This window comes from Streptococcus suis, from assembly GCF_016775005.1.
Lineage (GTDB): Bacteria > Bacillota > Bacilli > Lactobacillales > Streptococcaceae > Streptococcus > Streptococcus suivaginalis.
In genome coordinates this window covers 15,260-33,234 of sequence record NZ_JAEUXI010000004.1, presented here as the reverse complement: position 1 = coordinate 33,234, position 17,975 = coordinate 15,260, and the positions used below count along the sequence as shown (strand labels likewise).

18 protein-coding genes are annotated in these 17,975 nt (G+C 41.9%); 7 read left to right on the top strand and 11 right to left on the bottom strand.

The genetic code is table 11. From position 1 onward, the window contains the following. Positions 1–283: 283 nt before the first annotated feature. Both JNG37_RS05160 and guaA read right to left on the bottom strand, forming a co-directional pair. Entirely contained in the window at positions 284–1,042 is a 759-nt protein-coding gene (locus tag JNG37_RS05160; protein ID WP_158454910.1) for a hypothetical protein, read from the bottom strand. Positions 1,043–1,352: 310 nt separating this feature from the next. After that, the gene (guaA, locus tag JNG37_RS05155) at positions 1,353–2,903 is read right to left on the bottom strand and encodes a glutamine-hydrolyzing GMP synthase (protein WP_158454908.1); all 1,551 of its coding nucleotides are present in this window, start codon (positions 2,901–2,903) and stop codon (positions 1,353–1,355) included. A 256-nt stretch (positions 2,904–3,159) separates the two neighbouring features. Here guaA and JNG37_RS05150 point away from each other — a divergent pair, with 256 nt between their 5' ends. The 7 genes from JNG37_RS05150 to xerS all read left to right on the top strand — a co-directional run bounded on the left by JNG37_RS05150 (position 3,160) and on the right by xerS (position 9,269). After that, positions 3,160–3,858, top strand: coding sequence for a GntR family transcriptional regulator (locus tag JNG37_RS05150; protein ID WP_158454906.1), 699 nt, complete (start codon positions 3,160–3,162; stop codon positions 3,856–3,858). An 86-nt stretch (positions 3,859–3,944) separates the two neighbouring features. Beyond that, entirely contained in the window at positions 3,945–4,277 is a 333-nt protein-coding gene (locus JNG37_RS05145) for a putative DNA-binding protein (protein ID WP_158454904.1), read from the top strand. A gap of 10 nt (positions 4,278–4,287) precedes the next feature. Next, positions 4,288–5,862: a signal recognition particle protein gene (gene ffh, locus JNG37_RS05140; protein ID WP_158454902.1), complete on the top strand. Its 1,575-nt coding sequence runs from the start codon at positions 4,288–4,290 to the stop codon at positions 5,860–5,862. Between the two features lie 193 nt (positions 5,863–6,055). Further along, positions 6,056–6,724 (top strand): SatD family protein, encoded by a 669-nt coding sequence (locus JNG37_RS05135; RefSeq protein WP_158454900.1) that lies wholly within the window; start codon positions 6,056–6,058, stop codon positions 6,722–6,724. Positions 6,725–6,727: 3 nt separating this feature from the next. Continuing rightward, entirely contained in the window at positions 6,728–7,468 is a 741-nt protein-coding gene (locus tag JNG37_RS05130) for a DUF3307 domain-containing protein (protein WP_158454898.1), read from the top strand. A 64-nt stretch (positions 7,469–7,532) separates the two neighbouring features. Next, positions 7,533–8,054, top strand: coding sequence for an AAA family ATPase (locus tag JNG37_RS05125; protein ID WP_158454895.1), 522 nt, complete (start codon positions 7,533–7,535; stop codon positions 8,052–8,054). Positions 8,055–8,198: 144 nt separating this feature from the next. Next, complete coding sequence (gene xerS / locus JNG37_RS05120; RefSeq protein WP_158454893.1) at positions 8,199–9,269, top strand: tyrosine recombinase XerS; 1,071 nt, start codon at positions 8,199–8,201, stop codon at positions 9,267–9,269. Positions 9,270–9,331: 62 nt separating this feature from the next. Here the strand turns inward: xerS and JNG37_RS05115 are convergent, their stop codons facing one another. From JNG37_RS05115 to JNG37_RS05075, 9 genes are all read right to left on the bottom strand, one after another. Next, complete coding sequence (locus JNG37_RS05115) at positions 9,332–10,840, bottom strand: phosphohexomutase domain-containing protein (RefSeq protein WP_158454891.1); 1,509 nt, start codon at positions 10,838–10,840, stop codon at positions 9,332–9,334. A gap of 75 nt (positions 10,841–10,915) precedes the next feature. After that, positions 10,916–11,857, bottom strand: a complete 942-nt coding sequence (locus tag JNG37_RS05110; protein ID WP_158454889.1) for a sensor histidine kinase — start codon at positions 11,855–11,857, stop codon at positions 10,916–10,918. After that, the gene (locus JNG37_RS05105; protein ID WP_158454887.1) at positions 11,854–12,519 is read right to left on the bottom strand and encodes a response regulator transcription factor; all 666 of its coding nucleotides are present in this window, start codon (positions 12,517–12,519) and stop codon (positions 11,854–11,856) included. The genes JNG37_RS05110 and JNG37_RS05105 overlap by 4 nt, the downstream gene beginning before the upstream one ends. Before the next feature lie 94 nt (positions 12,520–12,613). After that, complete coding sequence (locus JNG37_RS05100) at positions 12,614–14,584, bottom strand: FtsX-like permease family protein (RefSeq protein WP_158454885.1); 1,971 nt, start codon at positions 14,582–14,584, stop codon at positions 12,614–12,616. Further along, positions 14,585–15,337 (bottom strand): ABC transporter ATP-binding protein, encoded by a 753-nt coding sequence (locus JNG37_RS05095; RefSeq protein ID WP_024407069.1) that lies wholly within the window; start codon positions 15,335–15,337, stop codon positions 14,585–14,587. A gap of 8 nt (positions 15,338–15,345) precedes the next feature. After that, positions 15,346–15,735 carry a NisI/SpaI family lantibiotic immunity lipoprotein gene (locus JNG37_RS05090; RefSeq protein ID WP_158454883.1) on the bottom strand — a complete coding sequence of 130 codons (390 nt, stop codon included), beginning with the start codon at positions 15,733–15,735 and terminating at the stop codon, positions 15,346–15,348. A 12-nt stretch (positions 15,736–15,747) separates the two neighbouring features. Next, the gene (locus JNG37_RS05085) at positions 15,748–15,888 is read right to left on the bottom strand and encodes a hypothetical protein (protein WP_015646829.1); all 141 of its coding nucleotides are present in this window, start codon (positions 15,886–15,888) and stop codon (positions 15,748–15,750) included. A 139-nt stretch (positions 15,889–16,027) separates the two neighbouring features. Next, positions 16,028–17,194 carry an ATP-grasp domain-containing protein gene (locus tag JNG37_RS05080; RefSeq protein ID WP_158454881.1) on the bottom strand — a complete coding sequence of 389 codons (1,167 nt, stop codon included), beginning with the start codon at positions 17,192–17,194 and terminating at the stop codon, positions 16,028–16,030. Between the two features lie 12 nt (positions 17,195–17,206). After that, positions 17,207–17,953: an esterase family protein gene (locus tag JNG37_RS05075; protein WP_158454879.1), complete on the bottom strand. Its 747-nt coding sequence runs from the start codon at positions 17,951–17,953 to the stop codon at positions 17,207–17,209. Positions 17,954–17,975 lie beyond the last annotated feature (22 nt).

Below are 17,975 nucleotides of genomic sequence, written 5' to 3'. Positions count from 1 at the left end.
ATATAAGTCTCCCAAACAATTGCAGATTGTACTGTTCCTATTTTTCGGAGTTTTGACCGTGTAGCAGACCAAGAAAATGCTAGAGTCAGACTGCATCAGTTAAAACCTGAGATTGCTTTGATTGCGGTGTGGTCGTGGACTACAAAATCCAGACGAGCCAGCATATTGGATAGCAATTGCCTTCCAGCTATCTAGAAAATATCCGTCCCGCTCCAAGACTACCAGATAAATGTCCACGGAGATAGTCGAGACGGCAATTAAGAAAGACCTACCGAAAAAGAGTTTATGGATAATCAATTATAGTTGCAGAAGAAGTTTGGGATCGAAATACTGCCAAAGTCTGCTCTGAAAAATAGGTGTCATTCAAACTCTCTACAAAAGCAGACATAGAGATAATAGCTGTTGGTAACACAAGGCTTTGTTGTTCATATCGAAAGGAAATATCAGACCAATCATCTGCTGCAAATGTTTTGATGAGTTCCTCATTGACTTTTTGAGCAGCAACACTTGCAGTAGAAGATGATACCAAAACCTTCTCTAATTGAGCACGAAAAATATCCTTGTCTGCAATCAAATCCTCAAGGGTCAGTAAGCTCTCATCAGTCTTTTCATAAAAGATTTCCAATTCCTCCTCTTGGCTTGTCGTCACTTGGAGACCGTCTGCCTTGATATTTGTTCTCATAACTGCGTAAGAAGTCGCATTTTCAAAAGGGCTAGTACGAGTTTGCGGATAGAGAACAATCCATTCTTTCTGAGTCAGACTATCAGCCTTAGCTGTTTTCCGTGTTTCGTCAGAAGCAGCACTGATTCGTTGGCTAATCGCAGTCTGGTCATCTCGCTGTAGAAATTCAATAATTCTCGGATTTTGCGGACCACCAATAGCATCAATCTTAGTCCCCAAGTCATCAATAATCCGTAGATTCAAGGGAACAAACTGCTCATTTAGTAACCGATTTTGTTCTTGGCCGAACCAGTGAAGACCAAAACCAGCTAAACCAATGATAAGAAATCCTAAAGCAAGCTTTTTCCAATTTTTTTGCATAAGAACCCCTACCTTTCTACACTTATATATTATCATATGAAAATAAAGGAGACAAGTAGATATAAATCAGTTTTTATAAAAAATAAGCCCATAGAAAATAGACTTTCTATCGGCTTACAACTTTTTAAGCATTGGGTAAATTAGTCTTGATGGACTGGCTGATAGAGCCTCTCCCCAGGCAACGATGCTTTTTCATTTTTAGGCATCGGGTAAAACAGTCTTGATGGACCGGCTGATAGAGCCTCTCCCCAGGCTTGCGACACTTTCTTGTTTTCAGGCGTCGGGTAAAACAGTCTATCCCCAGACTGTTTTACTCCCACTCAACTGTTGCTGGTGGTTTACTTGTGATATCATAGACGATGCGGTTGACGTGGTCGACTTCGTTTACGATACGGACAGAGATTTTCTGAAGGACTTCCCATGGTAGTTTGGCAAAGTCAGCAGTCATTCCGTCAACAGAAGTGATCGCACGGATGGCGATGGTGTAGTCGTAGGTACGACCGTCACCCATGACACCTACGGAGCGAACGCCAGTATTGACCGTAAAATACTGCCAAACATCGCGGTCAAGACCCGCTTTGGCAATTTCTTCACGCAAGATAGCGTCAGATTCGCGAACGGTTTGAAGTTTTTCCTCAGTGATTTCACCCATGACACGAATGGCAAGGCCTGGTCCTGGGAATGGTTGGCGCCACACGACCTCATCTGGCATACCAAGAGCGGTACCGAGGGCACGAACTTCATCCTTAAAGAGAGTATTGAGCGGTTCAATCAACTTGAACTGCATATCTTCTGGCAGTCCACCAACGTTGTGGTGAGATTTGATTGTCTCAGCAGTATCCGTTCCTGACTCGATAATATCGGTATAAAGTGTTCCTTGCGCTAAGAATTCAACATCAGTCAACTTGCTCGCCTCATCGTCGAAGACGTAAACAAATTCATTACCGATGATTTTACGTTTCTTCTCAGGGTCAGATACGCCAGCAAGCAGGTCTAGGAAACGCTTAGCAGCGTCAACGCGAATAATATTGAGACCAAACTTGCCACCCAACATCTCCATAACCTGATCGCCTTCATTCTTACGAAGAAGTCCGTGGTCAACGAAGATACAAGTCAACTGGTCACCAATGGCACGTTGAAGAAGGACACCAACAACTGATGAATCTACACCGCCTGACAAACCGAGCAAGACTTTCTTGTCACCGACTGTTTGACGGATTTTTTCGATTTCTGTTTCAATGAAGTTTTCCATTGTCCAGTCGCCCTTAGCACCACAGATACCAAATGCGAAGTTTTTCAAAATATCATTTCCATAAACCGAATGACGAACTTCTGGGTGGAACTGAATACCGTAGATACGGCGTTCTGTGTTTTCAATAGCAGCAAAAGGACAGTCAGCAGAAAGACCAACCAAGTGGAAGTCAGCAGGGATTTCAGTTACTGCATCACCGTGGCTCATGAGTACAAGTTGCTCTTCTGGTGTTCCAGCAAAAAGCGCTGATTCAGTCTTCAGTTGAAGATTTGATTGACCATATTCACGATTTCCAGCCTCACCAGCAGGAACAACCTTACCTCCCAATTTATGGGTAATTAACTGCATACCGTAGCAAATCCCTAAGATAGGAATACCTAATTCGAAGATTTCTGGATCAATATCAAAGGCATTTTCTGCGTACACAGAGTTTGGTCCACCTGAAAGAACGATACCAATTGGATTGATGGCACGGACTTCCTCAGCTGTAATTTTATGGTTTTTCAATTCTGAAAAGACCCCAAATTCACGAATACGACGTGAAATGAGTTGATTGTACTGGCTACCGTAATCCAGAACAATAATCTTTTGAACATCTTGTTTAGTCATTCTGTCCTCATTCCTTTTGAAAATTTTAAATGTATGTTTTTTATTCTAACATAAATCCAGACTATTTTCCACAAGAAGCTATAAAACATGTAAATCCTATCGAAGTAGGAAATATGTTTTTTATTTGTTCGGAAATTGCGGTTGTATCACAAAATATTTTAAGAAAGTTTTCGACAACTCTATTTGAGGATGATTTTGGGAAATTCTAGTTAAAATGTATTTTTTTTGATAAAATAGAAGAGATAAAGGAGCCAGGATGAAAGCAGCTTATATAACGATTCACGATAAAATTAAGGAACAAATTGATCAGGGCATTTGGGCCATCGGCCAAAGACTGCCGAGTGAACGAGATTTGGCAGAAGAATTTGGTGTTTCCCGTATGACCTTGCGCCAGGGAATTACCCTCTTAGTAGAAGAAGGTGTGTTGCAACGAAAAGTTGGATCAGGAACCTATGTTGCCAATACCCGTGTTCAAGAAAAGATGCGCGGAACGACCTCTTTTTCTGAAATTGTCCAACTTCAGGGAAAAGAACCTTCAAGTCGTGTCCTGTCTTTCGTTAAAACAAAACCGAATGAAAAAGAGATTGACTTATTGGGCTTGGAAAAAGGAGAGTTTGTGATACGAATGGAGCGCGTGCGGTTTGCGGATGCGGTTCCGGTTGTCTATGAAGTAGCTAGTATTCCCGCTCGGCTTATCCAAGACATGAAAAAAGAAGAGGTCACCAATCAGTTCTATAAAACCCTAACCAAAAACGGCTTTAAACTTGGGAAAACTCAGCAAACCATTTATGCCCGCCTTGCAAATGACAAAATTGCCAAGCTGTTGCACATTTCAAAAAACCATCCTATCCTAGCATTGCGCCAAGTTTCCTATTTGGAAAATGGTCAGGCTTTTGAATTTGTCAATAGTCAGTATGTCGGGGAGCGTTTTGAGTTCTACCTGGAGAACAATTGATGTTGCATAACAAAAATTATGTAAACAAAATAAGAAACTGATTTGAAAAGTTATCAAGAGAAGAGATTTTTGGTATAATAAATCTTATGGAAATTGAAAAAACCAACCGAATGAACGCCTTATTTGAATTCTATGCTGCCTTACTAACAGACAAGCAGATGAATTACATCGAGCTCTACTATGCGGATGATTATAGTTTAGCTGAGATCGCAGAAGAATTTCAAGTAAGCCGTCAAGCTGTTTATGACAATATCAAACGGACCGAAAAGTTATTAGAGGATTATGAAATGAAACTGCATATGTACTCTGATTATGTAGTCCGGAGTCAAATTTTGGATGAACTTTTAGAAGCTTACTCAGATGATGAGGCTTTAAAAGAAAAATTATTGATTTTGTCCAGTATAGATAATCGCGATTAAGGAGAAGAAAATGGCATTTGAAAGCTTAACGGAGCGTCTACAATCCGTCTTTAAAAACCTTCGCCGTAAGGGAAAAATTTCTGAGAGTGATATTCAGGAAGCAACCAAGGAAATTCGTCTGGCCTTGCTAGAAGCCGACGTTGCCTTGCCAGTTGTAAAAGATTTCATCAAGAAAGTACGTGAACGTGCTATTGGTCATGAAGTCATTGACACTCTGAACCCTGCTCAACAAATCATCAAAATCGTTGATGAAGAACTGACGGCTGTATTAGGCTCTGAAACTTCAGAAATTATCAAATCACCAAAAATTCCAACTATCATTATGATGGCGGGTCTACAGGGTGCTGGTAAAACGACCTTCACAGGTAAGTTGGCTAATAAACTCAAGCAGGAAGAGAATGCCCGTCCACTCTTGATTGCTGCCGATATTTATCGTCCAGCTGCCATTGACCAGTTGAAGACCCTTGGTCAACAAATTGATGTACCTGTATTCGAGTTGGGCAATCAAGTCCCTGCCCTAGAAATCGTTCGTCAAGGTCTGGAGCAAGCTAAAGCCAATCACAATGACTATGTCTTGATTGATACGGCCGGCCGTTTGCAGATTGACCAAGCCCTTATGGCCGAATTGAGAGAAATCAAAGAGTTTGCTCAGCCAAATGAAATCCTCTTAGTCGTCGATGCCATGATTGGTCAGGAAGCTGCCAACGTTGCGCGTGAATTCAATGATCAACTGGCTATTACTGGTGTGATTTTGACCAAGATTGACGGCGATACACGTGGTGGTGCAGCCTTGTCTGTCCGTCACATTACTGGTCAGCCAATCAAATTCACCGGTACTGGTGAAAAAATCACAGACATCGAAACCTTCCACCCAGACCGTATGTCTTCGCGTATTCTGGGCATGGGTGACATGCTGACCTTGATTGAAAAAGCCAGCAAAGAATACGATGAGAAAAAATTATTGGAACTCGCTGAAAAAATGCGTGAAAATACCTTTGATTTCAACGATTTCATCGATCAATTGGACCAAGTTCAGAATATGGGACCAATGGAAGACTTGTTGAAGATGATTCCAGGTATGGCTGGTAATCCGGCCCTTGCCAACTTGAAAGTTGATGAGCGTGAAATTGCACGAAAACGAGCTATCGTATCTTCTATGACACCAGCTGAACGAGAAAATCCTGATTTGTTGACACCTAGCCGTCGCCGTCGTATTGCTAACGGTTCTGGAAATAGCTTTGTCGAAGTCAATAAATTTATCAAGGATTTCAACCAAGCGAAAACCATGATGCAGGGTGTCATGTCAGGCGACATGAACAAAATGATGAAACAAATGGGAATCAACCCAAATAATCTCCCTAAAAACATGCCAAACATGAACGGTATGGATATGTCTGCTCTTGAAGATATGATGGGCGGTGCAGGCATGCCGGATATGAGCCAACTGATGGGAGGGGCTGGTATGCCTGACATGTCCCAAATGTTTGGAGGCGGTCTGAAAGGTAGAATCGGCGAGTTTGCTATGAAACAAGCCATGAAACGCCAAGCCAATAAAATCAAGAAAGCAAAAAAGAAGAGAAAATAATCTCTTCTTTTTTACTTTTTATTCGAAGAAGTAAGATACAGCAATATAAAATAGGAGTAGCAAAGCAGAAAAAATCATTTTCGAGCCCAATTACTTTCCGTTATAACGGAAATAATTAAAAATGTCCCTTTCGGTGGACAATATTTACATTGTCCGTTATAATGGAAATATAATAGAAAACGGAGGACAAGTTATGAATTATATCGCAATAATAGGAGATATTGTCAATTCAAAACAGACTTCCAACCGCTCTAGTATTCAAGAGCGGCTAAAACAACAGCTGAATAGAATCAATCATTCCTTCGCTCCGGACTTCGCATCACCTTTTACCATTACAAAGGGAGATGAATTTCAAGCTTTATGCAAGCCTAACCCTTATATCTTTTTGATGATTGACCAAATCCAATTAGCCTTTCGTGATGAGGTGGAGATTCGATTTGGAATTGGTTTGGGTGAGATTCTAACAGCTATCGATCCCAAGCTAAGCATTGGAGCAGATGGTCCAGCTTATTGGGAAGCACGCAAGGCTATTGACTTTATCCACGACAACCATGACTATGGCACCAGCAAAATTGCATTTTCATCTGAATACAAGCAAATCGATCGTGTGATCAACCCCTTGCTAACTTCTAGCGATTTCATCAAAGCTGCCTGGAATCGTTCACAAACGGATCTGTTTGAAACCTTAATCTCCCAAAAAATCTATCAAGAAGATTTCACACAAAAGCCAATTGCTGAGAAAATGAAACTCACTCAAAGCGCCTTTACCAAACGTTTGAAATCCAGTGGAATCAAACTCTACCTGCGTAATCGTCAAACTGCCATGAATTTGATTCTCCAGCTCAGTCAGAAAGAAGGGTAAAGCATGTCATTTTCAGTTATTTCTAGCTATCTTATTCAACATCCAGTTTTAACCGCCTTGCTTATTGCTCACTTTTTAAGTGATTTCACCTTCCAAAGTCAAGCACTGGCAGATGCTAAAAAGCTTCAGTTGAAAGCTCTTTTCATGCATCTTTTCATTGTTGCTATCCCTCTTCTTATTCTAGCCTTACTTACCCCCGTTCAAAACGGAGATTTATTTTTTCAAGTTTGGCTGAGCCATCTTGCGATAGACTATGTCAAATATTTTCTCAACAAACACCATTGGATAAAGGACTCCTGGGAAGCTGGAGCATTCTTAGCTGATCAATTGCTACATATCATCTCTATCATCATTCTTTATCACACTATCAGTGTCAATGTCGCTTCACACTCACTCTGGATTGAACCAAATTATATCCTCCTGCAAATCCTTTTTATCCTCCTGATCAGCAAGCCCGTCAATATTCTTTTCAAACTCTACTTTAGCAAATATCAGGTAGTGGAAGGAGAAGAAGAGCAGACAGTGACAGGTGCAGGAGCCTTGATTGGTCAATTGGAGCGCCTCATAATGGGAATTTTTCTGCTTCTAGGCCAATACACAGCTATCGGACTGGTATTTACAGCAAAGTCCATCGCACGCTATGATAAAATATCCAAAAGCCAAGCCTTTGCTGAATACTATTTAATTGGTTCGCTATTTAGTATCATTAGTGTCCTAGTATTATATGTTTTATTGATTTTATAAAAGAAAAAGTTTACATAATTTATTTTGTGTAAACTTTTTTTGTAAAAATAGAAAGGAAAACTATATGATTATTTGGTTAAACGGCCCATTCGGTGTCGGAAAGACTACTTTAGCAAATATATTACACAAACGAATAGAAAACTCATATCTCTATGATCCCGAGTTACTAGGTGATTTCTTACAACATCAATTACCTCAGACTGTATGTCCTGAAGATTTTCAAGATTATTCCGTTTGGCGACAGATTACTTATAAAATAGTATTTGATTTAGCGTCTAAAACTGATAAGATTATTATTATTCCCATGACAATCTATAAGAAAGAATATTATCATGAGATTATTCAGCAATTGATAAAGGATAAGATTCCTTTGAAACATTATATTTTGTTAGCTGACAAAACAACCATTTTAGAACGTTTAGATAATCGAGTCAATGAAGACAACATCTGGGCCAAAAGGCATCTTGATGTTTGTTTAAAAGCTTTTGAAAGTCATATTCCGGGGCAAAGGTTAAACACAGACAGTTTGAAGCCAGAAGAGGTTGCGAAGGAGATTCTAATGCTCAGTGAGTTTACCTTGAAATAATGTAGATTTTTGAAATGTTATTAAAATTTTTTTGGTTATATAGTACAAATATCCTATATACATCTTTCCGAAAAACTATAATTTTCTTGAAACTTATAAAAGATTATGCTATACTACTCATATAGCTAAAATCAGGAGAACATCATGCGTCGCGAATTATTATTGGAAAAAATTGAGCAACTGAAGGAAATCATGCCTTGGTATGTCTTGGAATATTATCAGTCCAAGATGTCTGTGCCCTACAGTTTTACAACCTTGTACGAATATCTAAAAGAATACCGTCGTTTTTTTGAGTGGTTACAGGATTCAGATTTAGTCGCTGTTGAACGGATTGCTGACATTCCGCTGGATATTCTGGAACATCTGACCAAGAAAGATATGGAGGCCTTTATTCTATATCTGCGAGAGCGTCCCTTGCTGAACGCCAATACCACGCAGAATGGTGTGTCGCAGACCACCATTAACCGTACCCTCTCGGCCCTTTCTAGTCTCTTCAAGTATTTAACCGAAGAAGTGGAAAATGAGCAGGGCGAGCCCTACTTCTATCGCAATGTCATGAAGAAGGTGTCCACCAAGAAGAAGAAGGAAACCTTGGCAGCGCGGGCGGAGAATATCAAGCAAAAGCTCTTTTTGGGAGATGAAACGATGGAGTTCTTGGACTATGTTGATAAAGAATACCAGGTAAAGTTATCCAAACGTGCCCTCTCATCCTTCCAGAAAAATAAGGAGCGGGATTTGGCGATTCTGGCACTTCTCTTGGCTTCTGGAGTCCGTCTGTCAGAGGCGGTGAATTTGGACCTTCGAGATGTAAACCTCAATATGATGATCATCGAGGTGACGCGTAAGGGGGGCAAACGGGACTCGGTCAATGTAGCTGGCTTTGCCAAACCCTATCTGGAAGCCTATATAAGCATCCGTCAGCAACGCTACAAGGCTGAAAAAACGGATACAGCCTTCTTCTTGTCTGAATACCGTGGTCTGCCTAATCGTATCGACGCTTCTTCTATTGAAAAAATGGTGGCTAAGTACTCTGCGGATTTCAAGATACGTGTGACACCCCACAAACTCCGTCATACCTTGGCAACACGGCTCTACGACGCCACCAAGTCGCAAGTTCTGGTCAGTCACCAGCTGGGTCACGCCAATACCCAGGTCACCGACCTCTATACCCATATCGTCAAAGATGAGCAGAAAAATGCACTGGATCAATTGTGATGTTACGTAAAACAAATTATGTAAAATAACACGAGTAAGTTTGAGCTTACTCGTGTTTTCAATCATAGCAATGCTTTCAATTTGTCCTGATTGACTGCTGGGTACTGTTCCAAAAATGTTGAGAGTGTACGCAGAACAGCAGGAATATAGCCAGCCTGGTCATTCTCCACCTGCAAGACCAAGAGTGGCTCGTGGAGGCTCATGCGGAGCAAGAGCCAGCCGTCACCATAAGGCTCAGTCAGGTCAAACCGCACTCCTTCTTCATTCTCTGGGTTAAAAGCAAAGCCTTCGAGACTGGTTTGGCGGAGGTCAGCAATAACCTGTTCACCCAGTGCTCGATAGTCTACCGCTTCTAGTTTGAAACGCACTTCTTGGGTTTCCAGCGGTTGTTTAAGCTGGGCAATCAAGTCGTCCAAGGACTTGCCTTCCACTTGCAGTTTTGGTAAGAGCATGAGGATCTTAGCCGCCACATAGGTTCCGTCATCAAGGAAGTAATTTTCCTTAAAGGCAGCGTGTCCAGAAGTTTCGATAGCCAACTGGCAATCAATTCCCTCTTGGTTGGCTAAAATAGCACGGTTGATGACATTACGGTAGCCTGAAATATAGCGAATTTGTTTGCCGCCCAGGCTTTCTATAAAGACTTTCAGGTGTTCAGTTGTCGGGGAATTGGTCACAATGCTGGTTCCTGGATGTTCAGCTAGGACAATCTGGCTGAGAACGGCAATCAGGTTGTTACGGTTGAGAATTTCTCCTGACTTGGTGACCAGGGCGGCACGGTCAACGTCGGTATCAAAGATAATGCCTAGATCTGCCCCTTGCTTCAAGACGGCCTGACGAATGCTTTCCATCGCTTCCTTGTTGTCTGGGTTTGGAACATGGTTTGGGAAGGTTCCGTCTGGGTCTAGGAATTGCGAGCCTGTGGTATCTGCTCCCAATTCTGCCAAAACTTTCTCAGCAAAAAATCCGCCTGCACCGTTTCCAGCATCGACGATGATATTAAGACCTGTCAGTGGTTTTTCTTGTCCACCACAGGCGGTACGAATTTTACCAACCAAGTCTTGGGCATAAGGCGTAATCAGGTCAGCACTGGTGACACTTCCAAGGGAGGAAGCTGGCAAGTCTTCACTATGCGAGAGGATGAAGTCAATATCTTCGTGCTCCGCTCCGCCATTTTCCGAAAAAATCTTAATGCCGTTGAAATAATAGGGCAGGTGGCTAGCGGTAATCATGACGCCAGCGTGGCACTTGAACTGAGGATACTGGGTGCTCATGAAGAGAGCTGGCGTAGTGGCCATGCCAAAGTCAATCAGCTGAACCCCCAGACGAACGGCTTCTTCTGTAAAGGCTGAAACCAAGTCTGGACCGCTGAGGCGGCTATCTCGACCGATACCGATGGTCAATTGCCCTTTTTGATAGGCCTGCGCCAGTTCTGGCTTCTGAGTTAGCCAATGAATAAGTCCGCGAACCACTTCCTTGGTGGCTTGTGGAGTGAGATTGACAGCATATTCGTCTGTAGCGATAGCAATGCCACGAATATCTGATCCATTTTGCAAGACGTGATGGTGGGACATAGTAACCTCCTAATTCAAACTGAATTTAGTATATCATATTTTCGAAGCGGTTTCAAAACGAAAAAAGCACAGCTTTTACTGTACTTTAGTGATGCTTACAGTTGTACCAACTTCCAGTTGACTTTCCACGGAAATAGCTAGTTCCAACTGATTCAAGACCCGCTTGGTCAGATAGAGCCCAAAACCTGTCGCTTTTTGGTGTTCACGGCCATTAAAACCTGTAAATCCCTCATCAAATAGGCGTGGAAGGTCTTCTGCCAGAATCCCAATTCCCGTATCGGAAATGGAAATTCCCCCATTCAATTCAATGGCCACCTTACCACCAGTCTTATTGTACTTGAGGGCGTTGTCTATGATCTGTGATAGGGCAAAACTGAGCCACTTTCTGTCGGTTTTCAGTAGCCAATTTCCATCGATAGTCACTGAAATGTCTTTTTGCAAGAACTGATTGCGGTATTTTTTGACCAAATCGACCACCACTTCTCTCACTTCCACCTGCTCAAAACGAAAATCGCTGGCATGGTTGGTTAGTTTGAGGTAATTGAGTAGATTTGCCATATAATTGTCCAAGCGTAAGAGCTGGTGATTGACATCCTGCTGGTTGAGATTATCAGTCTGGCTCATCAAAGACAGGGCAGCCAAAGGCACTTTCATCTGATGGGACCACAGCTTGACCATGGCTTGCAGGTCCTCTTCCCGCGACTTATAATCCAAGAGCTGCTCCCGCGTCGCCTCCTTATCCGCTTCAATCAAGTTGAGATAGGCAAGGTCCACAGGCTTATTAAGCAGGGGCAGAGCTTCTTCATGGACGTAGTCTTCCAAGGCTCTCATGCGGTTGCGAAACTTCCAGAAAAGCCCTGCAGTCAGTAGGATCAAGAGGGTTAGGGACAATAGCAGAGCGTTTTGCAGAAATTCGGAGGGCAGTTTGTAAAGTAAAAAGAGCAAGATAAAACTACCAGCCAAGACCAGATAGGTGAAGTAAAAACTACGGTATTCTCGGATAAATTTTGCTATCATTTGACCAGGTACCCCACGCCACGAACAGTATGAATACGGTCAAATCCCACTTCACTCACCTTCTTACGCAGACGAGTCATGTTGACATTGAGGGTATTCTGGTCAATAAATTCTTCATTTTCCCAGAGTTTTTCCAAGAGTTCTTCCTTGCTGACAATCTGCCCTTGTCTTTCTAGTAAGGTGGATAAAATCTTGGTTTCTGTAGGAGACAATTGAACCTGTTCCGATTCGCGTGAAAAACGCCCATCCAAACTAAGCTGGAATTGGTCAATAGACAAGTCAGTTGTTTTGCTGAATTGATTGACTCGACGCAGGAAGGCACCGATTTTGGCATCCAAAATCCCTAGTGAAAAAGGCTTGGAAACAAAATCATCGCCTCCCATGTTCATAGCCATGACCGCATTCATCTCATCATCGCTAGAGGAGATAAAAATAATTGGCATAGTCATGGTTTTACGGATTTCCGTCGTCCAGTAAAAACCGTTGTAATAGGGTAAGCTAATGTCCATCAGCACCAAGTCTGGTTTGAGTTCCGCCACTTCCTGACTGACAGCTCGGAAATTCTGCACACTTTCTACCTGATAAGATTTTCCCAAATGCTGTTTCAAGAGCTGGACAATCATCTCATCATCTTCAACAATGTAAATCTTCTCTTTTTTCATACTAATATTGTACCAAATACATCATTACTTGTCCTAATTGCCCTTACTGATGCAGTTATAAAAAGCAAGAAATCCCGCATAAGCGAGACTTCTGCTATCGTTCAATAATACGATAATAGGTTCGACTGGTCCACTTGTAGATGACAAAGTAGATCAAGGCAACTGCAAGCAATGTAATACCACTAACCGTGTAAATCATGCTGGAAGAAACCACACCGAACATCATCAACATTTGTTTGAGCATGACCAGGGCGACGACAAAGTGCAGGGTCGCCATAGCCAGTGGCATGAAGAAGACCAAAAGCGTTTGAGAGTTGATAGTTTTCTTGACAGCCTGCTGGCTCATACCCACTTCCTGTAAAATCTTGTAGGATTTCTTGTCCCCATGACCTTCTGAATACTGCTTATAGTAGATAATCAAGGCAGCACCTAGCAAGAAACTAATACCCAACAAGAAGCCTGTAAAGAGGAACCCACCTGTGAAGCCCATGAGCATATTATTAAAGTCTGTTTTTTGCATAACATTTCCAAGATATTCCCCATTTTCATCCAGAATATGATAGATATCCCCAGACTGCTCTCCAAGAGAGGCAACTTCCTCATTGGTCAAGTCGGTAAAGACACGGTAATCCATGCTGACTTGATAACCTTGTGGATTATTTGCTTCATAGTAACTGCGAATGGTTTCAAGAACACTATCATCACTAACCACCATAACAGCAGCATTGAGCGTATTAGTAATATCAGGGAAAATAGCTGTATCAAGATTGCCTACATTCTCGAAAGTACTATCTCCCAAAGTGACTTTCTCTAACGACGGCATTTCACTCGGACGCATAAAGGCAACTTGATTGGCAGCCAGCTCTGGCAAGTCATTGCCCAACTTCCTGAAATCATCTTGGCTGATGAAGTAGGTAACGGCCATCTTGCTAAAGTCTGGATTGGCAATAGTTTCTGGATTGATGACAATCTCACTCCCACCATCATAGACCAGACCAGCTTGGTAGGTCATATAGGTCAGGCTATCTTCCGCTTTTTCCGGAAAATGGCTGAGCACCGATTGCTGGAAGGCCATTTCACCCTGACTCCTATCCGCAACAGGATAGGTAATGGATGTTTCCTTTGGATAAAGTCCACTGGTCATATTTGCCATACCTGTATAGAGGGATGTCGTTGTCGCAATGGTCACAAAGGCCATGACCGCAAGTAGTGTGATATTAGCCAAACCCGTTGCGTGTTGCTTCATCCGAAAAATCATCTGCGATGTAGTAATAAAATGCTCTGGCGTGTAGAAATAGCGTTTGTTTTTCCGCCGAGCCTTCAAATACCAAGTCATAAAGCTAATGTAGAACAGATAGGTCCCCGCAATGACAAAGAGTACAGCGATAAAGAAACGATAAATAACAGCCAGACCTGCCGATTGAGAAGAAACTGACAGGTAGTATCCAACACCTAGGCTAAGGACACCGAGAGCAGCCAAGAGGAGATTCCCACGTGGCTCCTTCTCACCTTTTTCACTAGCTCGGAATAAAATCAGCGGACTGGTCTTGCCAATAGTCCGAATAGCCAGCAATTCCAAGATGAAGAAGATGCCTGCAAAGAGCAAGGCCGTGAGGACAAATGCCAGAGGTGAAATACTAAAGTGTAAGTCACTATAATTGGTCAAATTCACAAAAATCAAGTAGAGAACATTTGAAAATACACCTGCTAATGCAGAACCTAGCACAATAACCAAGAGGAAGATGAAAAACAATTCAATACTGGCAACCAAGGCCACCTTCTTCTTGTTCATCCCCAGCATATTGTAGAGACCGAACTCTCTAGTCCGTTGTTGCATGAGGAAATTAAAGCTATATATTTCCATAATCAGCGAGAAAATGGTCAATACAACGACACCCAGCCCGATAGACACGGCACCTGTTCCCATGGTTTTCATGACTGGACTCAGCATAAGCAAGAACATAGAACAAATCAAGGTAAAGAGGACCAGACTGGCTAAAACAAAGGGAGCAAACACACCCATAGATTTTCGGATATTTTGTCCAGCAAGTTTGAGGTAAAACATCTACTCACCCCCTAAAAGTGCAGACATATTGAGCGAAATTTCCTTGGCAAAGTCTTGATTGCTCTTACCTGCCTTGTACAATTGGTGGAAAATCCGACCGTCCTTGATAAAAAGAACCCGTTTGGCATGGCTGGCTGCGTTGGCTGAGTGGGTTACCATGAGAATGGTTTGTCCATCTAAGTTGATGTCCTCAAACAAATTCAGCAAGTCTTCCGAATTGCGGTAATCTAGGGCAGCCGTCGGCTCATCCGCTAGGACAATCTGTGGCTGAGTAATCAAACTACGGGCAATGGCCACGCGCTGCTTTTGTCCACCAGATAGTTCAAAAGGACGTTTTTTCAGCAAATCCTGAATCCGCAGTTTTGGTGCCAAAACTTTCAACCGTTTTTCCATTTCCTCATGGCTGGTACGGGCCAATACCAGAGGTAAAAAGATATTGTCTTGGATGGACAAGGTGTCCAAGAGATTAAAATCTTGGAAGACAAAACCTAGGTTACGCAAACGGAAATCTGCCAACTTGCTTTCCTTGATTTTCGTAATATCCTGATTGTTTAAAATAACAGAACCCCTCGTCGGCTTGTCCAGGGTTGCTAGAATATTGAGCAAAGTCGTCTTACCAGAACCACTTTCACCCATGATGGCGATAAACTCGCCTTCCTCTACCTTAAAATCCACATCTTGCAAGGCACGAGTTTCCTCTTTTGAAAAGCGCGTGCGGTAAACTTTTTCTAAATGATTGATTTCTAATAACATACAAACTCCTAATTGTTTTCTTTGGATAAATCAACTGCATCAAGTAATGCTTGATAGTCGATTCGGTCTGATTCAGCAATATTATCTTCTAAAACCACCTTATAATAACCATCCTGGACACCGATGGCCCAGTCATTGCTAGTGGTTATATAGAGATTATTCAAGGATACTGTCTTTTTCACTGCCCCTTCTTCTTTGACAACAGGCCATTCCATAAACTGAACTTCTGTTCCTTGAACACTATCTTCGGCAACTTCCTGTTTGCTAACGGCATAGTCTTTTCCCTTGTAATGAAAGGTTTGATAACTCTCGTCAAAGCTAAGGCCTGCTGAAGAGGAAGAACAAGCGGTTAGCATTATACTGCCAAAAGCCAGCATGCCAAATACTTTCTGTTTCATAGTTTCTTCCCTCTAGTATGCCATAAATCTTATACTTTGCAAATCATGGGCGAGCTCTTCTAAGAACAAGGCTTGTTCCATGAGTTCAGCTTTCTCTTTTTCTGAGAATACCTTTTCTTCGATTCTCTTTGCTTGTAAAAATTTGAATGACATGTTATTTCCTTCTTTCTATTTCTTATGAGTCTATTATAGGAAATATTCCACCTGCGCTCTCTTACAGTTCTGATTAAAAAACTTACAGCTTTGTAAGGAAAGAAAAAAAGACACCATTTCTGGCGTCTTCTAATCTAGTCTATTTTGTTTTACCAATAAAGGCAATCATATCGTCTAATTCTTCCTTGCTTTCCGTCACAAGTAGATAAGCATCATTTCCTTGCAGCTCTGCAAAGGCATCTGGCATGCGTTTGACGGTTTTAATCTTGCCAGCAAATCGTTGATGAATGTCATCTGCTGAATGAACATATTCGGTCGTATCTCGGCGAGTTGCTACTAAGCAGTATTGAGGTTCAAATCTACGCTCTTCAACTGTTCCACCTGTCACTACATTGGCATAATCACGGAAAAGGTCGATAGAATGCGCATAGTTGTAAGCTTCTACAGTGAAGCCACCTGCCATACGATTGTTGTATTCAATCGCGATATAATCTTTACCGTTCTTGAAGAATTCGATGTGGAAGAAGCGCTCTTTCATACCGAAGGCTTTGATAATCGCGCGACCATATTTTACTAATTTTGGATCTAGTTCTTTTTCGATGAAGTAAGCATTGTCCTTTCTAGACAACATCAGTTCCAGAGGAGTATGAACATAGGTCAAACCTGTTTCGAAAACAACATTTCCCTTGCTGTCCACCAATCCGTCGTAGGTTGTGATAATGCTTGAGTTGACAAATTTCTCAAAGAAATAGGCTGTTTGTCCATCCCAAGCCTCTTTAAAGGTCTCCAAATCAGCTTTTTTGGTCAATTTAAAGGTACCTGATGCTCCAACACCATTGTCAGGCTTGGCAATCATTGGAAAGCCAATTGTCTTAACAGCCTTATCAATGTCTTTCTCCGATTTGACAACCATACCTGGCACAACAGGAACACCTGCTTTTTTGAAATATTTTTTCATCTCAGACTTGAACTTTGTCTTCTTCAGGTGTTTTGGCTTAGCTCCAAAGATATTAAATTGTTCACGGAGTGCGGCGTCATTTTCCAACCAGTGCTCATTGTGTGATTCCACTCGATCGATTGGACCATGCTTGTAAATAAGAAAGGCTGCTGCACGCTTGACTTCATCCAAGTTTTCAAGATTTTCAACACGGAAGTATTCTGTTAAGGCATTACGAAGTTCTTCAGGCAATTGATCGTATGGTTCTTGCCCGATACCTAGAACCGTAACGCCTTCTTTTTTAGCCAATTCAATGGTGAATGGTTGAAAATTTTCTGGATAAAAAGGTGAAATTACAAGATAATTCATAGGCAAAACTCCTTATAGTCCGATAGAATGAAGGAAGAATGGCATTTGCTTTCTCCACCAAACCCAATCGTGGGCCACATCTGTTCCCCAAGTATCAAACCAAGCTGGGATATTCTTCTCTTCAAAGGCACGTTTTAGGTTGTAGAATGAGTCCAGACCGTCTTGTTCCCAATCGCCCAAACCTGTGCAGACGATAATATCAGCCTGTCGGTATTTATCAATAAACCAACCGTCGTTTTGGTTCCAGATATAGTCAGATGGTGAGTTCTGATAAACGACATCATCATTGCCATAGTCTTGATTGTTGTTGAAGAAACGAGCATCATAGACACCTGAAAGGGCGATAACTTTTGTGAAAACATCTGGATGTTGCAGGAAGAAGTTTAAGGCATGGTAGGCCCCCATTGAGCAACCAGTTGTCATCATACCATCGAACCAGCCAGTTTTATGCTTGATAAATGGTACAGCCTCTTCAATCACATATCGTTCATAGGCACGGTGAGCCTCAGCCTTATCGTGAATAGATTTCCAATCTGCCAACCAGCTTTCTGTATCAAAACTGGTTAAAGTAAAGAACTGAACTTGACCAGCTTCAATCGAGCCACGACAAGCTTCAATCATCCCAAAATCAGCATATTCGTTGTAAGATCCGCCTGATGAAGCAAAGACAACAACAGGAATCCCTGCGTGACCATAACGATTTAGATTCATTTCTCTGCCAAGATTACCTGACCAATGACTTAAAAATTCAACATGCATAGCATTTCTCCTAACTAATTTC

What these genes read in the sequence shown, in the direction of transcription:
- JNG37_RS05160 (WP_158454910.1), bottom strand. Translation starts at nt 1,042, where the DNA reads ATGCAAAAAAATTGGAAAAAGCTTGCTTTAGGATTTCTTATCATTGGT.
- guaA (WP_158454908.1), bottom strand. Translation starts at nt 2,903, where the DNA reads ATGACTAAACAAGATGTTCAAAAGATTATTGTTCTGGATTACGGTAGC.
- JNG37_RS05150 (WP_158454906.1), top strand. Translation starts at nt 3,160, where the DNA reads ATGAAAGCAGCTTATATAACGATTCACGATAAAATTAAGGAACAAATT.
- JNG37_RS05145 (WP_158454904.1), top strand. Translation starts at nt 3,945, where the DNA reads ATGGAAATTGAAAAAACCAACCGAATGAACGCCTTATTTGAATTCTAT.
- ffh (WP_158454902.1), top strand. Translation starts at nt 4,288, where the DNA reads ATGGCATTTGAAAGCTTAACGGAGCGTCTACAATCCGTCTTTAAAAAC.
- JNG37_RS05135 (WP_158454900.1), top strand. Translation starts at nt 6,056, where the DNA reads ATGAATTATATCGCAATAATAGGAGATATTGTCAATTCAAAACAGACT.
- JNG37_RS05130 (WP_158454898.1), top strand. Translation starts at nt 6,728, where the DNA reads ATGTCATTTTCAGTTATTTCTAGCTATCTTATTCAACATCCAGTTTTA.
- JNG37_RS05125 (WP_158454895.1), top strand. Translation starts at nt 7,533, where the DNA reads ATGATTATTTGGTTAAACGGCCCATTCGGTGTCGGAAAGACTACTTTA.
- xerS (WP_158454893.1), top strand. Translation starts at nt 8,199, where the DNA reads ATGCGTCGCGAATTATTATTGGAAAAAATTGAGCAACTGAAGGAAATC.
- JNG37_RS05115 (WP_158454891.1), bottom strand. Translation starts at nt 10,840, where the DNA reads ATGTCCCACCATCACGTCTTGCAAAATGGATCAGATATTCGTGGCATT.
- JNG37_RS05110 (WP_158454889.1), bottom strand. Translation starts at nt 11,857, where the DNA reads ATGATAGCAAAATTTATCCGAGAATACCGTAGTTTTTACTTCACCTAT.
- JNG37_RS05105 (WP_158454887.1), bottom strand. Translation starts at nt 12,519, where the DNA reads ATGAAAAAAGAGAAGATTTACATTGTTGAAGATGATGAGATGATTGTC.
- JNG37_RS05100 (WP_158454885.1), bottom strand. Translation starts at nt 14,584, where the DNA reads ATGTTTTACCTCAAACTTGCTGGACAAAATATCCGAAAATCTATGGGT.
- JNG37_RS05095 (WP_024407069.1), bottom strand. Translation starts at nt 15,337, where the DNA reads ATGTTATTAGAAATCAATCATTTAGAAAAAGTTTACCGCACGCGCTTT.
- JNG37_RS05090 (WP_158454883.1), bottom strand. Translation starts at nt 15,735, where the DNA reads ATGAAACAGAAAGTATTTGGCATGCTGGCTTTTGGCAGTATAATGCTA.
- JNG37_RS05085 (WP_015646829.1), bottom strand. Translation starts at nt 15,888, where the DNA reads ATGTCATTCAAATTTTTACAAGCAAAGAGAATCGAAGAAAAGGTATTC.
- JNG37_RS05080 (WP_158454881.1), bottom strand. Translation starts at nt 17,194, where the DNA reads ATGAATTATCTTGTAATTTCACCTTTTTATCCAGAAAATTTTCAACCA.
- JNG37_RS05075 (WP_158454879.1), bottom strand. Translation starts at nt 17,953, where the DNA reads ATGCATGTTGAATTTTTAAGTCATTGGTCAGGTAATCTTGGCAGAGAA.